Source organism: Massilia sp. LC238, assembly GCF_000735635.1.
In the GTDB taxonomy this organism is placed as follows: domain Bacteria; phylum Pseudomonadota; class Gammaproteobacteria; order Burkholderiales; family Burkholderiaceae_D; genus Telluria; species Telluria varians.
Genome location: NZ_JNNN01000030.1, coordinates 52,873 through 74,661, shown reverse-complemented (window position 1 = coordinate 74,661; position 21,789 = coordinate 52,873). Strand labels below are relative to the sequence as shown.

Below are 21,789 nucleotides of genomic sequence, written 5' to 3'. Positions count from 1 at the left end.
CCTTATCCCAGCAACGCGCCGGCCAGCCAGGCATAGGCGGGAATGCCCAGCAGGATGTTCAGGGGGAAGGTGACCCCGAGCGACATGCTGAAGTACACGGACGGGTTGGCTTCCGGGATCGCATAACGCAGCGCTGCCGGGACGGCAATGTACGAGGCGCTGCCGGCCAGCACCATCAGCAGGGTCGCGTTGCCCGCCGACAGGCCGAGCAGGGCCGCCAGGCCCAGGGCAAGGCCGGCATGCACGACCGGCGCAGCGGCCGCGTAGGCCAGCAGCCAGCGCGACTGGCCGCGCAGCTTGCCCAGGTTGCGTGCGGTGTGCAAGCCCATGTCGAGCAGGAAGAAGGCCAGCATGCCCTTGAACAGGTCGATCGAGAACGGCGCCATGGCCGCCTTGCCGGCCTCGCCCGTCAGGATGCCCACGGCCATGGCGCCGATCAGCAGCAGCTGGGTGCCGTCGGTAAAGGATTCGTGCAGGATTTTCCCCAGGCCGACGCGCGGGCCCGGCGCTCCCAGCGTGGCCGTGCCGTTCGCACCCGGCTGCACGGCCGGCACTCCGGCCTGGCGCAAGGAATTGGCCAGCACCACGGCGATCACGATGGCGGGCGATTCCATCAGGGCCATTGCCGCCGCCATGTGCCCGCCATAGGCGATCTGGTGGACGTCCAGGTATTGGGTCGCCGTGATGAAGGTGACCGCGCTGACCGAACCGTAGGTGGCCGCGACCGCGGCCGCGTCGAAACCGGACACGAAGCGCTTCAGCAAGGGATAGGCGGCCAGCGGAATCGCGACCGCCAGCAGTACGGCGGCGCCCAGGCTGGCCGCGACTTCGGCGGTGAGGCCGGTTTGCGCGAGGGCGAAACCGCCTTTCAGGCCGAGCGCCATCAGGAGGTAGAGCGACAGGAAGCGCGCGATCGGCTGGGGGATCTCGAGGTTTGATTTCACGCAGCCGGCCAGGATGCCGAAGGCAAAAAACAGGATGGCAGGATCGAGGAAGTTGTTCATGTGTTCGGACTCAACAGAAGGTCCTGCATCCTAAGCGCTCACGGCAATAAAGAAAAATCGATTATTATGATGCGTGGTATAGATAAATCTCTATGAACGCGACCTTTCGCCAGCTGCGCCTCTTTCTTGCCTTTGCCGAACACTTGAGCGTGACGGCGGCCGCCCGTGCCTGCCACGTGACCCAGCCGACCGCGTCGATGCAGTTGCGCGAACTGGCCGAGGGGATCGGCATGCCGCTCTACGAGCAGGTCGGCAAGCGCTTGTACCTGACCGCGGCCGGGGAGGCCCTGGCGCGCACGGCGCGCGCCATGATGGACGAGTGGACGGCCTTCGAGCAGCACATGGACGGCATCCAGGGCATGACCCGCGGCCGCCTGCGGCTGTCGGTGGTCAGTACGGCGAAATACTTCGTGCCCCGTCTTCTCGGAACCTTCTGCGCCGCTTTTCCGGACATCGACATCGCGCTCGAAGTGCTCAACCGCGATGGCGTGCTCAGGCGCCTGCACGAGAATCTCGACGACCTCTACATCATGTCGATGCCACCAAGCGACCTGGAGCTCGAGCGCCACGCCTTCCTGGCCAACCCTCTCGACGTGATCGCTTCCGCGTCGCATCCGCTGGTCGGGCGCGAGCGTATCGCACTGGCCGAGCTGGGGCCGCTGCGCTTCATTCTCCGTGAAAAAGGATCCGGCACCCGGCTCGCCTGTGACAGGCATTTCAGGGCGCTGGGTTTTCGGGCAGACATACGCATGGAGCTGGGCAGCAACGAAGCGATCAAGCAGGCAGTGGCGGCCAGCCTGGGTCTGGGTGTCATTTCACGCCATGCGCTGGGCGAGCGGCCAGAAGAAGAGCAGCTTGTCACGCTTCCGGTCGAGGGCTTTCCCGTGCAGTCGAACTGGTGGACGCTGTACCGGAAAGGGAAGAGGCTGTCGCCAGTCGCCACCGCCTTCCTGCATCATCTCGAGCATGCCGGCCAGGCGGAAGTCCGGAAATCCTAGTTGCGCCGCGCCGGACAGCGGTAGCGGACCAGGGGCGGGGTGCTCGTGACGTCAGTGAGCGTACGTCCGTTGCGCGACAACTGGAAGTGCGCGGCATGCAGCCGTGTTTCACCTTCACCCTGCAGTTCAGCAACCAGGACCAGTTCCTTGCCGCGCGTGACCGCGGTCTTTACCGGCCCCGTGCTTTCGAAATAGGCGATGCTGTCGGGGCGAAGGCGCAGCGTGGAGTCGTTGCGCGAGGTGCCGCAGTCCTTCACGCGCATGTTCCATTCTCCCTGGTAGACGCGCGGGATCTGCTGCTGGGTCTGGGCCTGGACCGGCGCCCGGGGCTGGGCCTGGGCTGGGCTGTCGAGGCTGGCAAGCATCAGCAGCAGGGGATATACAAGTTGTTCCGTCATCGTGTCCCCCTCCGGTTGCGTCCAGTTCTGTCAGTCGAAAGCCCAGGCGTACAGCACGTCCAGCGCGGTATTGGTGCCGGTCTGGAACTGCAGCGTGATGCGCGGGGTCCACTTGTAACGCAGGCGCACCAGGCTCGAGGCGGTGGTCGCGCCCTGTTCGAAGCTGAGGTAGGTGCGCGACGAGATGCGCTTGCCGACCGTCACCACCGTGTCCGCCAGGCCGCCGTTTCCGCCGTTGGCCTGCTTCAGCCCCAGTTCGTCCACGCCGAGCGAGGTCGCCAGCTTTTGCGTGATGCCGCCGGTGCCGCCCTTGCCGCCGAGCAGGGCGCCGGCGGCCGCCGCCAGCACGTCCTTCTCGTTGCCGCTGGTGCCTTCCATGCCGTGGCCGAGCACCAGCCAGGACAGTTTTTCACTGTCCGGCACGTTGGGCGTCGACACCAGCCGCGCTTCCGGCGCCTGGGCCGTGCCGCGCACCTGCACGCCGGCTTCCACGTTGGTGTCCGACAGCTGCTCGCCCTCGGGGCGCGCGCGCACCGCGAGCACGTCCAGCGCCGGATTGTCGTGAGGGCCGCTGAAGGTGATGACGGCGCGCCGGATTTCGAGCTTCTGGCCATAGGCGGCGTAGTCGCCTTCAACGGCGCGGATGGTGCCGTTCACGCGCGGCGCGCCGGCGCCGACCTTGCGCATGCGCACATTGCCGGCCAGCGTGGCGTCGATGCCCAGGCCGCGCAGCCTGAATTCCTCGCCCAGGTCGGCCCGCAGGTCGATGGTGAGCGGCAGCTCTTCCTTCTTGTTCGAGGGCTGCGGCCTGGTGCCGCCCTGGCCCAGCACGATGACGTCGTCGGACATGGTCGGCCGGCCCTGCGGCGCGAATTCGATCAGGGCGCGGTCGGCACGCACGTTGCCCTCGATCGCGAAGCGCTCGGCGTCGCGCACCAGCGAGGCCTTGCCGCTGAGGACCACGGTGCGGTCCGGGCGCGACAGCGCTTCGAGCTTGTCCAGCGTCAGGCGCAGGTCGGCCGCGGCCAGGCCGCTGGAAAAGCGCAGGAAGCCGTCGGCCGAAGCGCTGCCCTGGCGGCCCTGGAAGTACAGGCGTTGCAGCTGCAGCTGGTCGCCGGCCAGGCTGGCGCGCAGCTCGCCGTTTTGCAGGCGCACGCCCTGTTCGGGCCAGCGCACCGCCAGCCTGTCGCCCTGCACCCTGCCGTCCAGGCGCGGCGTGCCGATCGTGCCGGATCCTGTCAGGGCCAGGCGCAGCGCGCCGTCCAGCTCGAGCCCGGACTGGCCGGCGAACGAGGCCAGCCAGGCGATCGAGCCCATGTCGGCCCTGGCCGTCATGCGCAGCGGGCTGTCGCCGTCCAGGCGGCCCTGCAGCAGCTGGGCGGTGGCGTCGACCTCGACGCTGCCGGTGCGGGCGCCGTCGAGGTCGAGGCCGACCTTCAGCGAGCTGCCGACGACGTCGGCGCGCGCCTCGAAGGTGCGCAGGCCGAGCGGCACCGGCCGGTCGCCGCCGGCGATCACGTCGCCCTTTTCGCGGAAGACGTGGACCATGCCGTCCAGTGCCGGCGCGCCGCCAGTGGCGGTCGCGGTACGCAGGTCGAGTTCCCACTTGGCGCCCAGGGTCAGGTCGCCGCGCGCGTTGTCGCGGATGGCCGGCGAGAACTGCGACAGGTAGGTGAGCGGTACGTTGTCCGCATGGCCGCGGCTGGCCCAGCGCGGGCCGTTCTTGACCAGCGAGTCGACCGTGATGCTGCCGGCCGGTAGGCGAATGACGGCGCCGTTGAAGGCGATGCTCTGCGGCTTGGCCAGGCCCATGAATCCGCTGCCGGGCGCGCCGCTGATGCGTAGCGGCACCGGCGCCTGCAGCGTCATCGCGTAGCGGCCGCGGTTCTGCAGCGCGGCCAGGGTGCCGCTCCAGGTGTCGCGCGCGAAGCCGCCGCGCACCTCGAGGTTGGCATCGAAGGCGTCGCCGACCGCGGCCGCGCGCAGGGTGTGGGCGCCGCGCGTGCCTTCGGTCTTCAGGCTGGCCGACGCCACGCGCGTATCGCCGCTGGCGTATTCGGTGACCTGGATGTCGGTTGCCAGCGCGTCGTTGGCGCCGCGGCCGGAGGCCAGGTTGGCGTTGGCGCGCAAGGCGCGGATGCTGTGGGTGCCGAGCAGGCGCAGGTTCTGGCCTTCCAGCGCGGCGCTGAAGGACGGCGCATCCATGGTGCCCGACAGCGTGCCCTGGCCGCGCAGCACGCCGGCGAAGTCGGGCCCGAGCGCGGCCAGCTGCGGGGCGTCGATGCGCCAGCCCAGTTGGTCCTTGACGGCGCCGAAGCTGCCCTTGGCGGCGAGCACGTTGGCGCCCACGTGCAGGTCGACGTCGGCGTTCGAAACGTGACGGCGGTCGGCCGTGAGTTTGGCGTGGCCCCACAGCGGCGAATTCGACAGGGTCGAGTCCTGCACCCGCAGGTCGACCGCGCCGCGCCAGTCGGCGCCGCTGCGGCCGCTGGCGTCAAAAGCGCCGTTGATCGATCCGGCCAGGGGCGAACCGAAGGCAGCCGGATTGAAGCGCTGCATCGCGCCGCTCATCTTCGCTTCCACGAAGCGCGCGCCTTCGCTGCCGGCCAGCCAGGCGTCGCCGCTGGCGCGCAGGCTGCCGTTGGCGTTCTTGCGCTGGGCGGCCACCCAGCCCAGGCCATTCGCATTCACCTCGAAGCTGGTGCGCAAGGTGGGAGAAGGGGCCATGGTGCCGGTGGCGACGCCGTTGGCGGTGATCGCGCCGTACAGGTCGCTGCGCAGCGCCGACAGCTGGCGTCCGTCGACGCGCCATTGCAGGCGGTCATTGGGGCCACCGAAGGCGCCGTTCAAGGCCACCGTGTTCTGGCCCAGCGCCAGGTCGGCGTCGATGCCGCTGATGCGCTTGGCGTCGGCGTGCAGTTTGCCGGCGCCCGACAGCGCCTGGTTCAGCAGGCGGCTGCGGCGCACCGCGAAGTCGGCATCTACACGCCAGGCCGGGGCGAGCGCACCGGCCACGTTGACGCTGGCGTTGATGTCGGCTGCCGGGAAGTCGCCGAAATCGGCCGGGTTGAAGCGGCTGGCGTTGGCGCTGGCCTTGAAGGCTTTGTCGTCCAGCAGGTTCATGTTGCCGCTGACGTCCACGCGGCTGCTGCCGCTGGACAGGCGCGCTTCGCGCATCGTGACCACGTTGTTCTGCAGCGTCGCCAGCGCGGCCAGGCGCAGGGACTTGTCGGCCAGGTTGGCCTGCAGGGTTTGCGTATCGCCGGCATTCGTCACCTGGATGTCGCCACGGATCGCGGTCGGTTTCATGGTGGAGTAGATGCCCTTCAGGTCGAAGCGGTCGGTGTGCAGGGTGAAGCGCGCAGTCCCCAGACCTTCCTCGTCCTTGTCGCGCTGCACGCCGCCGGTGCCGGTGAAGCGGCCGGCGGCGCCGAAATCCATCAGCACGTCGGACACCTGCAGGGCGTCCAGGTTGCCGCCCAGCTGCCCGCGCATCAGGCGCAGCGGCAGGCGTTGCTGGTCGATCGTGCCTTCCGGGCCGTCGTTGCTGATGTCGACCCGGCCGCTGATGTTGCGCTTGTCGTCCAGCTTGCCGGCGATGGCGAAAGTCAGGTCGGCGGTCGGCAGCGCCGGGTTGAAGAAGCCCGGGTCGACATTGCGGCCGTTGATGCGCATTTCGCGCAGCGGGATCTCGGCATAGGGCGAGAGCACGAAGTGGGCGTCGCCCACGGCGCGGCCGGCCTGGCCGGTGGCGTCCACCAGGGTGGTCTGCAGGTCGCCGCCGAGCTTGAGGCGCAGCTGCGCGGCGCGCGAAGTTACCCCACCTTCGGCTTTCGCCTGCGACTGGGTCAGGCTGGCGGTGGCGTCCAGCTTGAACGGGCGCTGGGCGCCGATCGTGCCGGCGCCGGCAACAATGCCCCAGGGCGTCACGGCGGCGGCGTCGCGCAGTTGCCAGCGCTGCTTGTTGCCCTCGACGCGCAGGCGGATGTTGTCGATGTGGGTTTCCGCGCCCTGGTTGACGAAGGTGGCGCGGTTCAGGCGCGCATCGTCGATCGAGACCGTGAAGGGCGGCGCGAGTTTCGCCGGCATCGGCGAGCGCTCCTCGGTTTCCTTGAGGGTCTCGACGCGCAGGTTGGCCGCGTGCAGCTTGTCCACCAGGATGCCGCGCGAGACGATCTGCGCGGGCGACCAGTGCAGGTTGATCTTGTTGGCGATGACCAGCTGCTCGTCGGTGCGCCACACCGCGCGTTCGATGTACATGGCGCCGTACAGGGAGCCGCGCACGCCGGTCAGGGTGAGCTTGCCGCCGGTGGAGGCGGCGACCTTCTGCGCGATCATCTGCAGCGTGGTTTCGCGGCCCAGGTACCAGAGCGTGCCGCCGACGATCACGCCGGTGACGACCACGCCGATGGCGACGCGGCGCGGCCAGCGGCGCTTGTGCGGTGCTGGTGCCGGCGCCTGGGGCGGGGTGTTGTCGTTCGTGTCCATCAGAAGGTGAATCCCAGGGAGAAGTGCAGGCGCGCCTTTTTCACGGCATGGCCGTAGGCCAGGTCGACGTTGATCGGGCCAACCGGGCTGCGCCAGCGCGCGCCGACGCCGAAGCCGGATTTCGGTTTCAGGTCGCCGACCTTGTCGGCGGCGTTGCCGACGTCATAGAACACGGCCACGCCCCAGGGCGGGCGGAAGAAATACTGGTATTCGGCGCTCGCGGTGAGCAGGTACTTGCCGCCGACGATGGCGCCGTTCTCGCGCACGCCCAGTTCGCGGTAGCCGTAGCCGCGCACCGACTGGTCGCCGCCGGCGCGGAACAGGAAGGTGGACGGCACGCCCAGCTTTTCCTTGGCCGCTACCCCGCCGAACTCGCCGCGCAGCACCAGGGTGCCGGCTTCGCCGAGCGGCTTGAACATCTGGCCGCGCAGGTAGAGGCGCAGGAATTTTTCGTCGGTCAGGATCGGCAGCAGCGCGCCGCCCAGCTGGCCCTGCAGCACGTAGCCGTTGGTCGGTTGGATCAGGCTGTCGAGCTTGCGCTTGGTGATGGCGTAGGTGAGCGGCAGGCTGCGCGTCGTGGTCGGCTCGCTCGGCGGCACTTCGCGTTTTTCGACCAGCGCTTCGAGCGTCAGGCTGCGCTCGAGCAGGGGCGAGCCCCACTGGCGGCGCGCCGCGACCGTGGCCAGGGTGGTGATCTCGCCGCGCACGTCGTTGCGCTCGACGCCGGCGCCGACGCTGTCGTTGTAGCCCTTGGGCGTGGTCGGCCAGAAGAAGTCGACGCGCGCGGTCTGGCGCTTCTGTTCATAAATGAGGTCGCTCTTCATGCGCTTGCCGAGCACGTTCAGGTCGTCGTAGCTGGCCTGGACGCGGGCGCCGGTGTCGGTCGAGAAGCCGACGCCGACCTCGACGTTCTTGCGCTTGTTCTCGACCACGCGCACCAGCACCGGCAGCACGGTGGGGCCGGTGGGCGGTTCCGGCGTGGCCGGGTTGGCGTCCGCGTCGTCGTCGCCTTCCTTCAGTTCCTGCAGCTCGGCGTTGAGCACCTGGCGCATGTCGGCGCTCACCTCGACGCTGCTGAAGTAGCCGGTGTCCTGCAGGCGCGACTGCAGGGCGGTCAGCGCCGCCTCGCTGTACTGGTCGCCCGGATTGATCTTGTTCAGGTTGGTGATGACCTCGCGCGGATAGCGCTTCAGGCCGCGGATGCGCAGCTCGCCGAAGCGCATTTCCGGGCCGCTGTCGATGACCACGCGCAGCAGGGCGCGTTGTTCTTCCGGGTCGACGGTGGCGCTGGTTTCCACCAGGCGGGCGCGCGGGAAGCGCGTCTGTGACACTTCGCGCAGCAGGCCGCGCTTGGCGGCTTCCCAATCCTCCTGGCGGAAGCGCGCGCCGACCGGCAGCGACCAGCGTTGGCGCAGGGCGCCGGCGTCGAACGGGACGCTGCCCTCGTCGATCGGGGCGAAGCCCTGCAGCACCAGGTCGACGTCGCCGACCACGGTAGCCGGGCCCGGATCGACGATGATGCGCGCCACCGGCTGGCCGCCGCTGGTATCCAGGCCGGCCGAGATCTTGGGCGAGTAATAGCCCTCGGTAGCGATGAAGGTCTTGGCCTGTTCCGGGGCTTCCTTGACCAGGCGTTGCAGCTGTTCCATATCCACGCGCGAGTTGCCGCGCCAGCGCATCAGGTCGAGGTTTTCCTCGAGCATGTTCTCGATCTGGCGCGGGGCGTCGATGCGGACCTGGTAATCGATTCCCTGTGCATGCAGTGTCGTTGCAAATAGCAATGCGCCCATGCCGGCCAGGAGACGGGGCAGGGGGCGCAAACGGCGCGGGATCGATCTTGCAGGAAACATAACACTCCGTGGATAAAATTCATGGCAATCTTAACGGATTGGCAAAAACGATGACGGACTCTTGGCCCAGCAGTGCGGCCAATGCCGGTTCACGCAAGCGTCTCTTTTATGCCAGAATTCGCGGTTTCTTCCGTCCACGGACTACGATCATGCAAACCAACGATAGCGCCCTCGTCCTCTTCAGCGGCGGCCAGGACTCCACCACTTGCCTCGCGTGGGCGCTGCAGCGCTATGCTCGCGTGGAGACGATCGGCTTCGATTATGGCCAGCGCCACGCCATCGAGCTGGACGTACGGCTGCCGCTGCTCGCGAAAATGCGCGCATTGAGGCCGGACTGGGATGCGCGCCTGGGCGAGGACCACATGATCGACCTGTCCCTGATCGGCAAGATATCGGATACCGCCCTGACCAGCAACGTGGCGATCGCGATGCAGGAAAACGGCCTGCCCAACACCTTCGTGCCGGGCCGGAACCTGATGTTCATGATGGTGGCGGCCACGGTGGCCTACCGGCGCGGCCTGAATGTGCTGGTGGGCGGCATGTGCGAGACCGATTTCTCGGGCTACCCGGACTGCCGCGACGACACCATGAAGGCGCTGCAGGTGGCCCTGAACCTCGGCATGGCCACGCGCCTGAAGGTGGAGACGCCGCTGATGTGGATCGACAAGGCCCAGACCTGGCAGCTGGCCCAGGATTGCGGCGGCGACGCGCTGGTGGACCTGATCCGCTTCGATACCCATACCTGCTACCTGGGCGAGCGCGGGGAGGCACATGCCTGGGGCCACGGTTGCGGCACCTGCCCGGCGTGCGCGCTGCGGGCGCGCGGCTACGAGCAGTACGTGGCGGGCAAGGCCGCCTGATTATGGGCTGTTGCGCAAGAGCTCCGCTTCCTGCCTGCCGTCCATGAGCAGCTGTTCCGGAATACGGCTGACCCTGAGGATTCTTCCCTCTTTAGCGTAGACAAGAAAGGTCTGGCCGACGTCTTTCACCGTCGGCAAGCTGTCCCGAATGTTGCTCTGGCAATTGACCACGACCCGGGTCTGGTTGGTCCGGAAGCCCAGCGCCAGGCCTGTCGGGTACTTGCCTTTGATTTCAGTGGGATGGAGGAAGCTTGCCTGGTGTGCCCGCATGACGGTGGGCGAGGCGGAATCGGCATCGACGGTCATGTCATGGTGCGTCAGTTTCTGCAGGTAGCCGACAAACACCAGGTCGGCTTCGTCCGTGAGCGCCAGCACCTTTGCTTGCATCCTGCGCAGGGCATCCTCGCGGCCGCGGGCGACTTCCTCTTCGGAGTACAGCCGGCATGCCGAGGCCGGGATGGCCGCGCTACCGGCCAGGATGAGCAATACGGCAACGAAGGTCGGTATCGAAGCAGGCATGGGATGAAGGATGGCGGATGGTATGTCGCCATCATGCCCGATTCCGCGCGGCCGAAAATGCGCGGAAGATCACATCGCCGGCCTGCGCGTCATTCCGGTATCCGGGCGATCGCCTTGATCTCGAACTGGAAGCCGTACAGCCAGGTCACGCCGACCGCCGTGATGTTGGGGTAGGGGGCCTCGCCCCAGTATTCGCGCGCCACTTCCCAGATGCGTTCGAACTTCGCTTCCGGATCGACGATGAAGATGGTCACGTCGACCACGTCCCCAAAAGTACAGCCGGCCGCATCCAGCACGGCATTCAGGTTCTGGAAGGCCCTGCGTACCTGGGCGTCCAGTTCCGGTTCGGGCGAGCCGTCCTCGCGGCTACCCACCTGGCCGGATACGAACAGGAAGCCGCCCGAGCGCACGGCCGGGGAATAGCGGTTCTTCTCATACAAGGCCTGGCGGCCGGCGGGGAAAACGACGTCACGGGTAGTCATCAAGGCACTCCTTGCTGTTGGTGGATGCCTGCACTGTAGCGCTCTGATTTGCACAAATAAACCGTCAAATGGCGTCAAGACTGTTTGTATAATCTGCACAATTCTGGAGTGGGGGCGACATGGACAGGTTTGACGGCATGCGGGCATTCGTCCGGGTAGTCGAGGCGGGCAGCTTCACCAAGGCGGCCGAGACCCTCGGCATGAGCCGCACCAGCGTCACCCAGCTGGTGCAGCAGTTGGAAGCCCACCTGCGCCTCAAGCTGCTCAACCGCACCACACGCAAGGTGAATGTCACCGCCGATGGCGCCGCCTACTACGAACGCGTGGTGCGCCTGCTGGCCGAGCTGCACGACATCGAGAACAACCTCCCCGGTTCATCCACAGCGCCGCGCGGCCTGCTGCGAGTGGACGTGCCCAGTCCGTTCGCCAACATGATCCTGGTGCCGGCGCTGCCGGCCTTCCACGCGCGCTATCCGGAGATCCAGTTCGACCTCGGCGCCAGCGACCGCAAGGTCGACCTGATCGGCGAGAACGTCGACTGCGTGGTGCGCGGCGGCCAGGTGTCCGACCTGTCGCTGGTGGCGCGCCACGTCGGCGACCTGCAGCTGGGCGTGTACGCGGCGCCTTCCTACCTGACGCAGGCCGGCACGCCACTGCACCCCAATGAACTGCAGGACCCGCGCCACCGCATCGTGCGCTTCCGCTGGGCCAACGGCCTGCCCTACGCCATGCACAGGGACGGCGAGACGGTGAAGATCGGCGGGCGCTACGTGCTGGCGATCGACGACGGCAACGCCTACCTGACGGCCGGGGTGGCGGGACTGGGCGTGCTGTGGCTGCCCGACTACATGGTGCGCGAGCATGCGGCCAGGGGCGATCTGGTGCGCTTGTTCGCGGACTGGGAGATCGATCCGATGCCGCTGTACGTGGCCTATCCGCCCAACCGTTACCTGGGCAAGGCGCTGCGGGTGTTTATCGACTGGATCGTGGAGTTGATGGGGCAGCATGCGCCGGTGGCGGGAAAGCGCGAGAACGATCGGTACGGCTGATACGAACGGCGGTTTGTGCTTCGATCGACAAGCTTTTCCACCAAGCATCTTCAACTGCGCGCGATCGGGCAGGGGCGGATGCAATTTGCTGCCGTCGAATTCGCCGGCATGCCATTTCCAGTTCGGCGCTATCGACGCTCGCAGGATAGCCATCGCCGGTTTTACTGCGAACGTGTTTTCGCAGTCCGCTTTTGGCACTGGTTCTACCGCAGTAACTGCCTTCGCGGCACTTTCTCGATGTGTTTGCTAACTGGACCGGCATGATTCCTCGGCGCTGTACAAGTTAGCTACATCGTAGTCCTTGGGTGCTCGACAATAGTGCCAGCAGGCGGAGCGTTTCCTTGTCGGAATTGTCGTACTCACTATGACTGGCAGCTGGACAGGTCAATCCAGCTCTCACTTCCCCGCACAGTCATCGTCGATTGACGCTGAGCCAGCGAAACTGCATGGCGGACCGATCACGGCGGACAGCGAGGGCGTTGCCGTGGCTGCTGATTCTCGATTTCGCTTCCATTGGCGCAGGGCGGACACACGGCCTTGCACTTCGTGCATTCCCGGTTGGTGCAATGACTACTGGTGCGGCTGTCCGTTAGAAGCCATCAAGCCGGCATCCACCGGCAGGTTCACCCCCGTGATCAGGCGCGCATCCTCGCTCGCCAGGAAGGCCATCGCCGCCGCCACCCCCTCCGGATCCTCGGGCGCGCCGAGCGGCATGCGCTTGTTGAATTCGGCGACCAGCTCGGGATCGTTCACCATGTCCTCGGTCATCCGGGATACCGTGAAGCTCGGATTGACGGCGTTCACCCGCACCCCATCCTTGGCCGCATCCATGGCCATCGCGCGCACCATGTTGCTGACGGCGCCCTTCGAGGTGTTGCAGGCGAACAGCTCCCAGTCGCCGCCCAGCCCCGACCTGGGGGCGGTGCCGCTGCGCGAACTGATGCGCCGCAACCCGGGCGTGGACTGGCGCGCCGTCGACGACGTGATTCTCGGCTGCGCCAACCAGGCCGGCGAGGACAACCGCAACGTGGCGCGCATGTCGCTCCTGCTGGCGGGCCTGCCCCAGGAGGTGCCGGGTTCCACCGTCAACCGCCTGTGCGGCTCGGGGCTGGACGCGGTCGGCAGCGCCGCGCGCGCCATCCGCAGCGGCGAAGCGCGCCTGATGATCGCCGGCGGCGTCGAATCGATGACGCGCGCGCCTTTCGTCATGGGCAAGGCCGACAGCGCCTTCTCGCGCAATGCGGCGATCTACGACACGACCATCGGCTGGCGCTTCCCGAACCCGCGCATGAAGGAGCTGCACGGCCTCGATGCGATGCCGGAGACGGCGGAAAACGTCGCCGTCGACTACGGCGTCTCGCGGGCCGACCAGGACCTGTTCGCCCTCAGGAGCCAGCAGAAGGCGGCCCAGGCGCAGCGCGACGGCCTGTTTGCGGAAGAGATCGTGCCGGTGCTGGTGCCGCAAAGTCGCCGCGCAGCGGGGACGGCGCAGGCACTGACTTTCGACCGTGACGAGCACCCGCGCGAGACCAGCCTGGAAGCGCTGGGCCGGCTCAAGGGCGTGGTGCGTGCGGACGGCAGCGTCACCGCCGGCAACGCTTCGGGCGTGAACGACGGCGCCTGCGCGCTGCTGCTGGCGAACGCGGAAGCCGCGCAGGCCTACGGCCTGGTCCCGCGCGCCCGCATCGTCGGCATGGCCGCGAGCGGCGTGGCGCCGCGCGTGATGGGCATCGGTCCGGCGCCGGCGGCGCAGAAACTGCTGCGCCAGCTGGGCATGACGCTCGACCAGGTCGATCTCATCGAACTGAACGAGGCGTTTGCTTCCCAGGGCCTGGCCGTGCTGCGCGAACTGGGTGTCGCCGACGACGATCCGCGCGTGAATCCCTACGGCGGCGCGATCGCGCTCGGCCATCCGCTCGGCATGTCGGGCGCGCGCCTGGTGACGACCGCGACCTACCAGCTGCAGCGCACCAAGGGCCGCTTCGCGCTGTGCACCATGTGCGTCGGGGTCGGCCAGGGCATCGCCCTGATGATCGAACGCGTGTAGATCACGCAGGGGCGCTCAGGCCGGGCGCCCCAGCAGCGCCTCCACATCGGCGCTTTCCAGCGGTTTGCTGAACAGGAAACCCTGGTATTCGTCGCAGGCCATCTCGCGCAGCATCGCCAGCTGGGCCTCGGTCTCGACGCCCTCGGCCACCACCTGCAGCTTCAGGCCGCGCGCCAGGTTGACGATCGACAGTGCAATCGCGGCGCTGTCCTCGTCGCGCCCGAGGTCGCGGATAAACGCTCGGTCCACCTTCAGGCGCGACACCGGAAAACGCTTCAGGTAGGCCAGGCTCGAGTAACCGGTGCCGAAATCGTCGATCGCCAGGTCCACGCCCAGCCGGCGGATCTCGCGCATCAGCCGGTCCACTTCCTGCTCACGGCTCATCAGGGCGGTCTCGGTGATCTCCAGTTCCAGGCTGCCTTCAGGCACCCGGTACTGGCTCAGGCAACGCCGGATGGTGTCGAGCAGGGACTTCTGATGGAACTGGCGCGGAGACAGGTTGACCGCCACCTTCACGGGACGGCCGAAGCGCGCCGCCCAGTCCTGCATCTGGCGGCAGGCCTGCTCCAGCACCCAGGCGCCGATCGGGATGATCAGGCCAGTGCGTTCCGCGATCGGCACGAAGTCGAGCGGCGAGACGGCGCCCAGTTCGGGATTGGTCCAGCGCAGCAGGGCTTCGAAACCGACCAGCTGCTGCTCGCGCACCGTCACCTTGGGCTGGTAGACCAGGCGCAGCTCGCCGCGCTCGAGCGCGCGGCGCAGGTGCGCCTCGACGGTGAGGCGCTGCCCGAGTTCGGTGTGCCGGCTGGCCGAGAAGAAGTGCACCGCTTCGTCGAGCTCGATGCCGGCGCCGCTGGCGGCGCCTTGCGCGCTGCGGTACAGCGCGTCCGCGTTGCGGCCGTCGCGCGGATACAGGGCCACGCCCAGCACCGGCTCGAGGAAGAAATCGCGCCCATCCACGTGCAGCGGTCCCGACATCAGCGCGTGCAGCTTCAGGGCGAAGCTTTCCACCTGCCGGCGCCCGCCGCCGGCATCGAGCACGAAGGCGAACTCGCTGCCGCGGATGCGCGCCGCCACGGCGCCTTCGTCACCCTCACCGCAGGCCCCGCGCAGCAAATCGGCCACCTGGCGCAGGGCGCGGTCGCCGGCCTCGTGGCCGAGCAGGTCGACGATCTCGTGCAGGCGCTCGAGCACCAGCGCGACCACGGCCAGTCCGCGCCCGCCCTCCGCGGCGGCCGCATCGGCCGAGATGCGTCCTTCCAGCAGGCGCCAGAACTGGGCCTGGTTCGGCAGGCCGGTGATGGCGTCGAATTCGGCCAGCTAGGCCAGGCGCGCCTCGGCGCGTTCGCGCTCGGTGATATCGGTCAGCACGTTGACCAGGTGGGCCGTGCCGTCGTCGCCGGCAAGGCGCGAAGTCAGCTGGATCACGGTGCGGCTTTCGCCGCTGCCGTCGTGCATGGTGCCGGTCGCGTCCACGGTGCCGCCATGCGCCAGCACCGCGGCGTAGCGGCGCTCGCGCTCGGCGGCGGCGCCATCGAGCACCGCGCTTTCGTCCAGACCCGGCAGGCTCTCGCGCGGGCGTCCGACCAGGCGCGCGAAGGCCTCGTTGGCCAGCACGATGCGGCGCGCGCCGTCCAGCACCCAGATCGGCGCGCCCACCGCGTTCACGATCGAGGCCAGGTAGTCGAAGCTCTTGGCCAGCCGCGCCTCGCTGCTGGATACCATGTCGATCAGGCCGAACTGGCGGCGGGGGGCGCGCGCCACCCGCCAGGCCAGCAGCGACAGCACGAGCGCGAGCAGCAGGTAGAAGGCCAGGGCTGTCCACAGCCGCCCGTACCATGCTTCCAGCGCGACCGAGCGTGCCATGCCGGTGATGATCACCAGGTCGAAGCCCTCCACCACGTCGTAGCCGTACAGGCCGGCCGTGCCGTTGATCGGGCTGGTTGCCTCGAAGCTGCCCCGGCTGGCGCGCGGCAGCTGCACGCGGAACAGCGGCGTGTCGGCGAAGGAGCGGCCGATGCCGGCCGGGAAGCCGGGGCCGCGTACCAGCATGGTGCCGTCGCGGTGCAGCAGGGTGACCGAGCCGCCGTTGCCGAGTTCCACCAGGTTGTACAGCTGCTCGAAACGCACCGAGTCGACCTGCGCCACCACGGTGCCGATGCGCCGGCCGCTGCGGTCGCGCACCGGGTGCACGAAATTCAGGATGCCGCGCCCGGTGCTGCGATCGATGTCGGTGATCGTGATGCGGCGCGGGATGTCGCCGGCGGGCGGCTTGATGGGGGGCAGGTCACGCGAACTGCTGCCCGGCATGACGCTGCCGACTGTTTGGCCGGCGGTGTCGAACAGGACGATGCGTGCCAGGTAGGGGTGGGCCAGGCCATCGCGGCCGTCGGCTATCCCGGAAGAGGGTGGCGCGTCCTGTACCAGCAGCATGCGCGCCGCCTGCTGTGCGGCGCTGTCGATCGCCTGGGCCACGCCCGCGGTCTGCGCGGCGAAGGCGATGGCGACGTTGCGCAGGGTGACCTGCTGTTCGCGCAGCGCGTCCTGGTAGCTGGCGTACAGCATCGCACCGGTAATCAGGCCCAGTGCGGCGATCAGCCCGGCCGTGACGATCACGAGCCGCGACAGCGGAGTAGGGCGGATCGTGCGGACGGCGGGCGGGGGCCGGACTTGCATCTTGGAACAGGCGTAGTGGTCTTACGCCGATTTTACCTGTTCCGTATTGACGGGCGCCGCACGTCGCACCGCCAAGTAAAACGGCCGGGAAGTTCCCGGCCGTCCTGGACTCGCGCTGCGGAGATCAGGCCGCCTTGTGCACCGGCTCGGCGACCGGGGCCTTGCGGCTGCGGCTGACCAGGTACCAGATGATCGCCACCGGCACCAGCAGCGGCAGCAGCAGCGGCGACAGTGCCAGCGCGACGGCCACCGCGGCAAAGCCGAGCGCGCCGACGACGATCACGCCCACGCCGGCGAACACCACCGCCAGTACTGCGCCCACCACCAGCATGACCACGCCGGCAATCACCAAGCCGCCGCCGGCGAAGATCACGGCCAGCAGGGCGCCCAGCGGACCATCGACCTCGTCGCCGTCGATGTTGAAGCTCATGAAGTCGGCGGCATCGAAGGCGATGTCCAGCAGCAGGACGGCAAACAGGAACAGGATGGCGATCTTGGCAAAGTTTTTCATGGTGGTCCTCTTCAGTGGGCTGGTTTTCGGGTGCGCTTTTCGTCGCGGCATGGTTGAACTGTAAGAGCCCGCGCCGGCTGCGGCCACGGCTTTGCGACAAACTGCATAATTGACGCGCCGGGACGCGTGCAGACGCGATAAGTGGATGAAGACAGTACAACCGCGCGGCAACAAACGTGGTCGATTTGGCCTTGTAATGAACGTATCCTTTCCTATACTGACAGCCTGTTCCTGAAGCAGGGGGATCCTATGCACGCTGTCATCCAGAAAATGGGGGACCACCTGGCCGTTCTGCATCCCGCGTTGGCCAACAGCGGTCCCAAAGGCCCGCCATCGGCGCCACCTACCATCCCGCCGATCATCATCAATCCGTTCAATCGGGAGACGCCCTCTCCCGCGGTCGATCCGCGCCCGACCCCGGTGCGCCCGCCGGTACGGCCGCCACGCGGTCCCGACTGGCGCTGCCCCCGTTATGCCTGAGGCTTAAGCCAAACGGGCTTCTTCCTGGGGCCGGTTTCCTCTATGATCTCTGCTTTGAGGCATAGGGAAACACGACCATGAACGAACACGACGAACACGAGCACGAAGGCGAAGAGAACGCCCTGGTGCAGGAACCCCGCCTGTGGCAGGGGAACGGCTGGACCGCGCGCGTGATCAAGAACGACGACGACGAAGGCTGGGCGGTTGCCATGTACAAGGATGGCGAGCGGGAACCGGCCCTGGTCGGCCCCTGGACCATGGGACGCGACAAGAAGAACCCGAAGCCGCTCGACGTCAATGCCTTCAACACGCTGATCAAGACGGCGTCCGAAGTGATCCGCCGCCATGAGCAGCACCTGCACGCGATCCTGCACAAGAAGACCACGGTCTCCACCGAGAACGGCGAACTGAAGGTGACGCTGGACATCGTGCCGGACGACGACGACCCCTACGCCATCCTGGCCGCCACCGACGAAATGGGCGAGCAGGTGGCCAAGGTGCGGGTGCCGGCCAGCTTCAAGCTGACCCCGGCCTCGGCTTACGCCTGGATCGAGAACGATTTCCGCGCCCCGCGCGCATAAGAGCGCTTTGCGCCACACTTCGCGAATAAGGCTTCGGCTGGACGGTCTGAACTGCTAATATTTCCCATTGGAATTAATTACCTTGGGGGAAGCAATGGACCGTCTCGCCCGGCTGGAAGCAGTCCAGTCGATGCTGCTCGAAATCGGGGAGCTGTCGACCAGCTGCAACGACATCGTCGACTTCATCGGCGCGGTGCACCGCGCGCTCGGCCGCATCATGTATGCGGCCAACTTTTATGTGGCCTTGTGCGACCGCGAGGAGGGGACGATCTGGTTCCCGTACTTCGTCGACGAAGCCGACGCCGAGGTGCCGGTAAGCGGGCAAAAGGTGCGGCTGGCGGCGCCGGAAGAGTCGCCGACCTCGTGGGTGGTGGTGAACAAGCGCCGCCTGATGATCACCGCCGACGACTTCCTGGCGCGCGAGCGCGAAGGCATGCAGTGGGGCCACGGCGCCGCCGCCGAACACTGGATGGGCGCGCCCCTGCTCGACCGCCACCACCAGGCGCTGGGCGCGATGGTCATCCAGAGTTATACGCAGGGCGTCACCTACAGCGAGGAAGACCAGGCGCTGTTCTCGGAAATCGCCAACCACGTGTCGAATGCGCTGCAGGGCCTGCAGAGCATGGACCGGCTGGAGCGCGCGGTGCAGGAGCGCACCGCGGCGCTGGCGGTCGAAGTGGCCGAGCGCCGCCGCGCCGAGCAGGTGCAGCACGCGCTGTACCAGATCGCCAGCCTGTCGGCCCAGGCGCTGGACACCGCCACCCTGACCACCAGCCTGCATGACATCATCGGCGAGCTGATGGTGGCGAAGAACTTCCTGATCGCGCTGCACCATCCGGATACCCAGGAAATCAGCATTCCCTACTTCGTGGACGAGAAGGACGGTACGGCCCCGGTGACGCGCTTCCCGGTGGGGCAGGGCATGTGCTCTTACGTCCTGACGAGCAAGCAGGCCCAGCTCCACGACGCCACCAGCGTCAAGCACCTGGTCGCCAACGGCCTGGTCAGGGCGCCCTTCGGGAACCCCGACATCGCCAGCTGGATGGGCGCGCCGATGCTGGTGCATGACCAGCCCTACGGCGTGCTGGTGGTGCAGAGCTACGACCCGTCGGTGACCTATACCAAGGCGGAACTGGACCTGCTGGCCTTCATGGCCAGCCATGTCGCGGTGGCGCTGGCGCGCATGCAGGCCGACCGCAAGATCCGCAAGACCAAGGAGGCGCTGGAAGTGCAGAACGCGGCGCTGAACGAAGCCCTGCACAAGCTGCAGGTGGCGCAGGGCGAACTGGTACGCCAGGAGAAGATGGCGTCGCTGGGCGGCCTGGTGGCCGGCGTGGCCCACGAGATCAATACCCCGCTGGGCATCTGCGTGACCGCCACCAGCCACCTGGTGCAGGAACTCAAGCTCACGCGCGAAGAGCTGGCCGCGGGCACGATGACCGAGGACAGCTTGAACAGCTTCCTGGACATCGTCGACCAGTCGCTGCGCATCATGACCACCAACACCCAGCGCGCGGCGAGCCTGGTGCGCAGTTTCAAGCAGGTGGCGGTGGACCAATCCTCGGGCGACATCCGTAACTTCAAGCTGTGCAGCTACGTGCAGGAAGTGCTGCTGTCGCTGCAGCCCAAGCTCAAGGGGCGGCCGATCAAGGTGGAACTGGACTGCCCGCTGGACCTGGTGCTGGACAGCTCGCCGGGCGCGGTCTCGCAGATCGTCACCAACATGGTCGTGAACTCGCTGCTGCACGGCTTCGAGCGCGACCAGCCGGGACGCATCACGATCCGCGTGGCGCAGGAGGGGGAGCAGGTGCTGTTCGACTATGCGGACGACGGCGTGGGAATGGACCAGGAGACGCTGGGCAAGCTGTTCGACCCCTTCTTCACCACCAAGCGCGGCACAGGGGGCAGCGGACTGGGGGCGCACATCCTGTACAACCTGGTGACGGGGGCGCTGGGCGGGACGGTGACGGCGGAGAGTGCGCCGGGGCAGGGGCTGCGGTATCAGCTGCGCTTCCCGCGCTCGCTGAAGAAGTAAGAGTGGATCGGTACCAGGCTTATTGCAGACGCCTCTAGCCGCCCGCGCCTTTGGCACGTCATTCCGGCGAAGGCCGGAATCCAATTTTGCATGCATACCGACTGCGATCGTTCTGGTGGTACGCGACGGAATTGGATCCCGGCCTATGCCGGGATGACGGTTCAACTGATAAGGGTAAGAATGTTGGATGGAGGCTGTTCATGTTGCGAGAGCAGCCCGCGCATTCAATCCGGCCACTGCGCATTGATCTCCAGCGCCTTGTCCATGTTCTTGATGAGCAGATCCACGTAATACGGATCCAGGTGGTGCCCCGCCACCTCGCGCAGGTGCTCGGTCACCTTGGCGGCCGGCCAGGCGTCCTTGTAGCAGCGCTTGTGGCTCAGGGCGTCGAACACGTCGGCCACCGCCACGATGCGGGCATAGGGGTGGATGGCCTCGCCGCGCAAACCCTGCGGGTAACCGCTGCCGTCGAACTTCTCGTGGTGCTGGTGGGCGATCACGGCGGCGGCCTTCAGGATCGGGCGCTGCGAGCCGTCCAGGATCTGCAGGCCGACGGTCGGGTGCTGCTTCATCACTTCCCACTCGTCCTCGGTCAGCTTGCCCGGCTTGAGCAGCACCGCGTCCGGGGTGGCGATCTTGCCTACGTCGTGCATCGGCGCGGCGTGCATCAGGGTCGCGACTTCGTCTTCCGGCATGCCGGAAGCCTGGGCCAGCAGGTGGCAGACCTGGGCCATGCGGCGCACGTGGTTGCCGGCTTCGTTCGAGCGCGACTCGACCACGTCGCCGAGGCGCAGGATCAGCTCCGCCTGGGTATCGGTGATCTCCTGGTTCAGCAGGATGTTGTCGAAGGCGATCGCCACGCCCGAGCAGAACACCTCGAGCAGCTGGGCGTCGATCTCCGCGATCTCTTCCACGCCCTTGAGCACCAGCAGCGAGGCCTTGCCGGTGCGGTTCGGGAAGTAGCCGACATAGGTGTCGCCGTGCAGGCGCGAAATGCGGTTGTGGCGCGCGTCGTCCAGCTGGGCCACCAGCTCGTGGCCGATCTCGTGGCCTTCCATGTCGCCGATCTGGGCCAGCACTTCGTACTGGCTCTCGCCCGTGATCACGCTCGCGCCCTTCAGGCGCAGCAGCATGCTCTGCTCCAGGCGCAGCAGCGCCACCACCTGCTGCAGCAGGCCGTTGGCGAAATCCTTCAGGCTGCGCTGTTGGAAGATGTGGGTCGAGGCGGCGATCACGCGTTCCAGGCCTTCGCGGTAGGTCTGCTGCGCGCGGCGCGCATCCTCGACCTTCATGATGTCGCGGTAGGCGCGCAGGGCGGCGAAGGTGGTGGTGAACAGCTTGGTGCGATCGAGCTCGGTCTTTTCCTTGTAATCGTTGATGTCGTAATCGACGATCACGCGCTCTTCCGGCGCCTGGCCCGGCTGGCCGGTGCGCAGCACGATGCGGGTGAACTGGTTGTCCAGGTCCTGGCGCATCCAGCGCGCCACTTCCAGGCCGCTGTCCTCGCGCTCCATCACCACGTCCAGGAACACCAGGGCGACGTCCTTCTCGCGTGCCAGCACCGCCTTGGCCTCCTCGCCGCTGTAGGCGTGCAGGAACTGCAGCGCGCGGCCGTCGAGGCGGAAGCGGGACAGGGTCAGCTTGGTGATGTCATGGATGTCGGGCTCGTCGTCGACCAGCAGGACTTTCCATGGAGCCAGCTTTGGCGCCGCGTTGGAGAGGAAGGACATAGGCTTACCGTTTGCTCGAGTTGATCAATCGCAACATTTGGCGGCGGGAAACGTATAAGACATAGCCGCAAGTCAAAACGA

General features: G+C 67.3%; 17 protein-coding genes. 6 read left to right on the top strand and 11 right to left on the bottom strand.

Going from position 1 to position 21,789, the window contains the following annotated elements; all coding sequences use genetic code 11:
- Positions 1-2: 2 nt before the first annotated feature.
- Complete coding sequence (locus tag FG94_RS06290; RefSeq protein ID WP_036208580.1) at positions 3-1,004, bottom strand: sodium-dependent bicarbonate transport family permease; 1,002 nt, start codon at positions 1,002-1,004, stop codon at positions 3-5.
- 92 nt (positions 1,005-1,096) lie between these two features.
- On the opposite strand from FG94_RS06290, the gene FG94_RS06285 reads away from it, so the two are divergent.
- The gene (locus FG94_RS06285; protein WP_036208576.1) at positions 1,097-2,002 is read left to right on the top strand and encodes a LysR family transcriptional regulator; all 906 of its coding nucleotides are present in this window, start codon (positions 1,097-1,099) and stop codon (positions 2,000-2,002) included.
- Here FG94_RS06285 and FG94_RS25860 read toward each other — a convergent pair.
- Genes FG94_RS25860 through FG94_RS06270 form a run of 3 tightly spaced genes read right to left on the bottom strand, consistent with a single transcriptional unit; the run spans position 1,999 to position 8,738 of the window.
- On the bottom strand, positions 1,999-2,400 hold the full coding sequence (locus FG94_RS25860) for a hypothetical protein (protein ID WP_051996284.1): 402 nt from the start codon (positions 2,398-2,400) through the stop codon (positions 1,999-2,001). The genes FG94_RS06285 and FG94_RS25860 overlap by 4 nt on opposite strands.
- A gap of 30 nt (positions 2,401-2,430) precedes the next feature.
- Complete coding sequence (locus FG94_RS06275; RefSeq protein WP_036208574.1) at positions 2,431-6,888, bottom strand: translocation/assembly module TamB domain-containing protein; 4,458 nt, start codon at positions 6,886-6,888, stop codon at positions 2,431-2,433.
- The gene (locus FG94_RS06270; RefSeq protein WP_036208572.1) at positions 6,888-8,738 is read right to left on the bottom strand and encodes an autotransporter assembly complex family protein; all 1,851 of its coding nucleotides are present in this window, start codon (positions 8,736-8,738) and stop codon (positions 6,888-6,890) included. The genes FG94_RS06275 and FG94_RS06270 overlap by 1 nt, the downstream gene beginning before the upstream one ends.
- 149 nt (positions 8,739-8,887) lie before the next feature.
- Between FG94_RS06270 and queC the strand changes: the two genes are divergently transcribed.
- The gene (gene queC / locus FG94_RS06265) at positions 8,888-9,598 is read left to right on the top strand and encodes a 7-cyano-7-deazaguanine synthase QueC (RefSeq protein WP_036208570.1); all 711 of its coding nucleotides are present in this window, start codon (positions 8,888-8,890) and stop codon (positions 9,596-9,598) included.
- Here the strand turns inward: queC and FG94_RS06260 are convergent, their stop codons facing one another.
- Positions 9,599-10,084, bottom strand: a complete 486-nt coding sequence (locus FG94_RS06260) for a hypothetical protein (protein WP_152570867.1) — start codon at positions 10,082-10,084, stop codon at positions 9,599-9,601.
- A gap of 122 nt (positions 10,085-10,206) precedes the next feature.
- Entirely contained in the window at positions 10,207-10,599 is a 393-nt protein-coding gene (locus FG94_RS06255; protein WP_036208565.1) for a RidA family protein, read from the bottom strand.
- 119 nt (positions 10,600-10,718) lie between these two features.
- Here FG94_RS06255 and FG94_RS06250 point away from each other — a divergent pair, with 119 nt between their 5' ends.
- Positions 10,719-11,648 carry a LysR family transcriptional regulator gene (locus tag FG94_RS06250; RefSeq protein ID WP_036208562.1) on the top strand — a complete coding sequence of 310 codons (930 nt, stop codon included), beginning with the start codon at positions 10,719-10,721 and terminating at the stop codon, positions 11,646-11,648.
- A gap of 570 nt (positions 11,649-12,218) precedes the next feature.
- Here the strand turns inward: FG94_RS06250 and FG94_RS06245 are convergent.
- A complete protein-coding gene (locus FG94_RS06245) occupies positions 12,219-12,497 on the bottom strand; it encodes an SDR family NAD(P)-dependent oxidoreductase (RefSeq protein ID WP_081925859.1) in 279 nt (92 codons plus the stop codon).
- Between FG94_RS06245 and pcaF the strand changes: the two genes are divergently transcribed.
- Entirely contained in the window at positions 12,478-13,695 is a 1,218-nt protein-coding gene (gene pcaF, locus FG94_RS06240) for a 3-oxoadipyl-CoA thiolase (protein ID WP_081925858.1), read from the top strand. The two genes, FG94_RS06245 and pcaF, sit on opposite strands and share 20 nt — an antisense overlap.
- Positions 13,696-13,710: 15 nt before the next feature.
- Here the strand turns inward: pcaF and FG94_RS06235 are convergent, their stop codons facing one another.
- The 3 genes from FG94_RS06235 to FG94_RS06230 all read right to left on the bottom strand — a co-directional run bounded on the left by FG94_RS06235 (position 13,711) and on the right by FG94_RS06230 (position 16,882).
- Positions 13,711-15,015, bottom strand: coding sequence for a bifunctional diguanylate cyclase/phosphodiesterase (locus FG94_RS06235; protein ID WP_267872331.1), 1,305 nt, complete (start codon positions 15,013-15,015; stop codon positions 13,711-13,713).
- A complete protein-coding gene (locus tag FG94_RS25855; protein ID WP_081925842.1) occupies positions 15,016-16,371 on the bottom strand; it encodes a PAS domain-containing protein in 1,356 nt (451 codons plus the stop codon).
- Between the two features lie 124 nt (positions 16,372-16,495).
- Complete coding sequence (locus tag FG94_RS06230; RefSeq protein WP_036208560.1) at positions 16,496-16,882, bottom strand: hypothetical protein; 387 nt, start codon at positions 16,880-16,882, stop codon at positions 16,496-16,498.
- Positions 16,883-17,439: 557 nt separating this feature from the next.
- On the opposite strand from FG94_RS06230, the gene FG94_RS06225 reads away from it, so the two are divergent.
- Together FG94_RS06225 and FG94_RS06220 are read left to right on the top strand one after the other, a co-directional pair.
- Complete coding sequence (locus FG94_RS06225; RefSeq protein WP_036208558.1) at positions 17,440-17,943, top strand: hypothetical protein; 504 nt, start codon at positions 17,440-17,442, stop codon at positions 17,941-17,943.
- A gap of 94 nt (positions 17,944-18,037) precedes the next feature.
- A complete protein-coding gene (locus FG94_RS06220) occupies positions 18,038-19,978 on the top strand; it encodes a GAF domain-containing protein (RefSeq protein ID WP_036208556.1) in 1,941 nt (646 codons plus the stop codon).
- 224 nt (positions 19,979-20,202) lie between these two features.
- Here FG94_RS06220 and FG94_RS06215 read toward each other — a convergent pair whose 3' ends face one another.
- Complete coding sequence (locus FG94_RS06215; protein ID WP_036208554.1) at positions 20,203-21,708, bottom strand: response regulator; 1,506 nt, start codon at positions 21,706-21,708, stop codon at positions 20,203-20,205.
- Between the last annotated feature and the right edge of the window lie 81 nt (positions 21,709-21,789).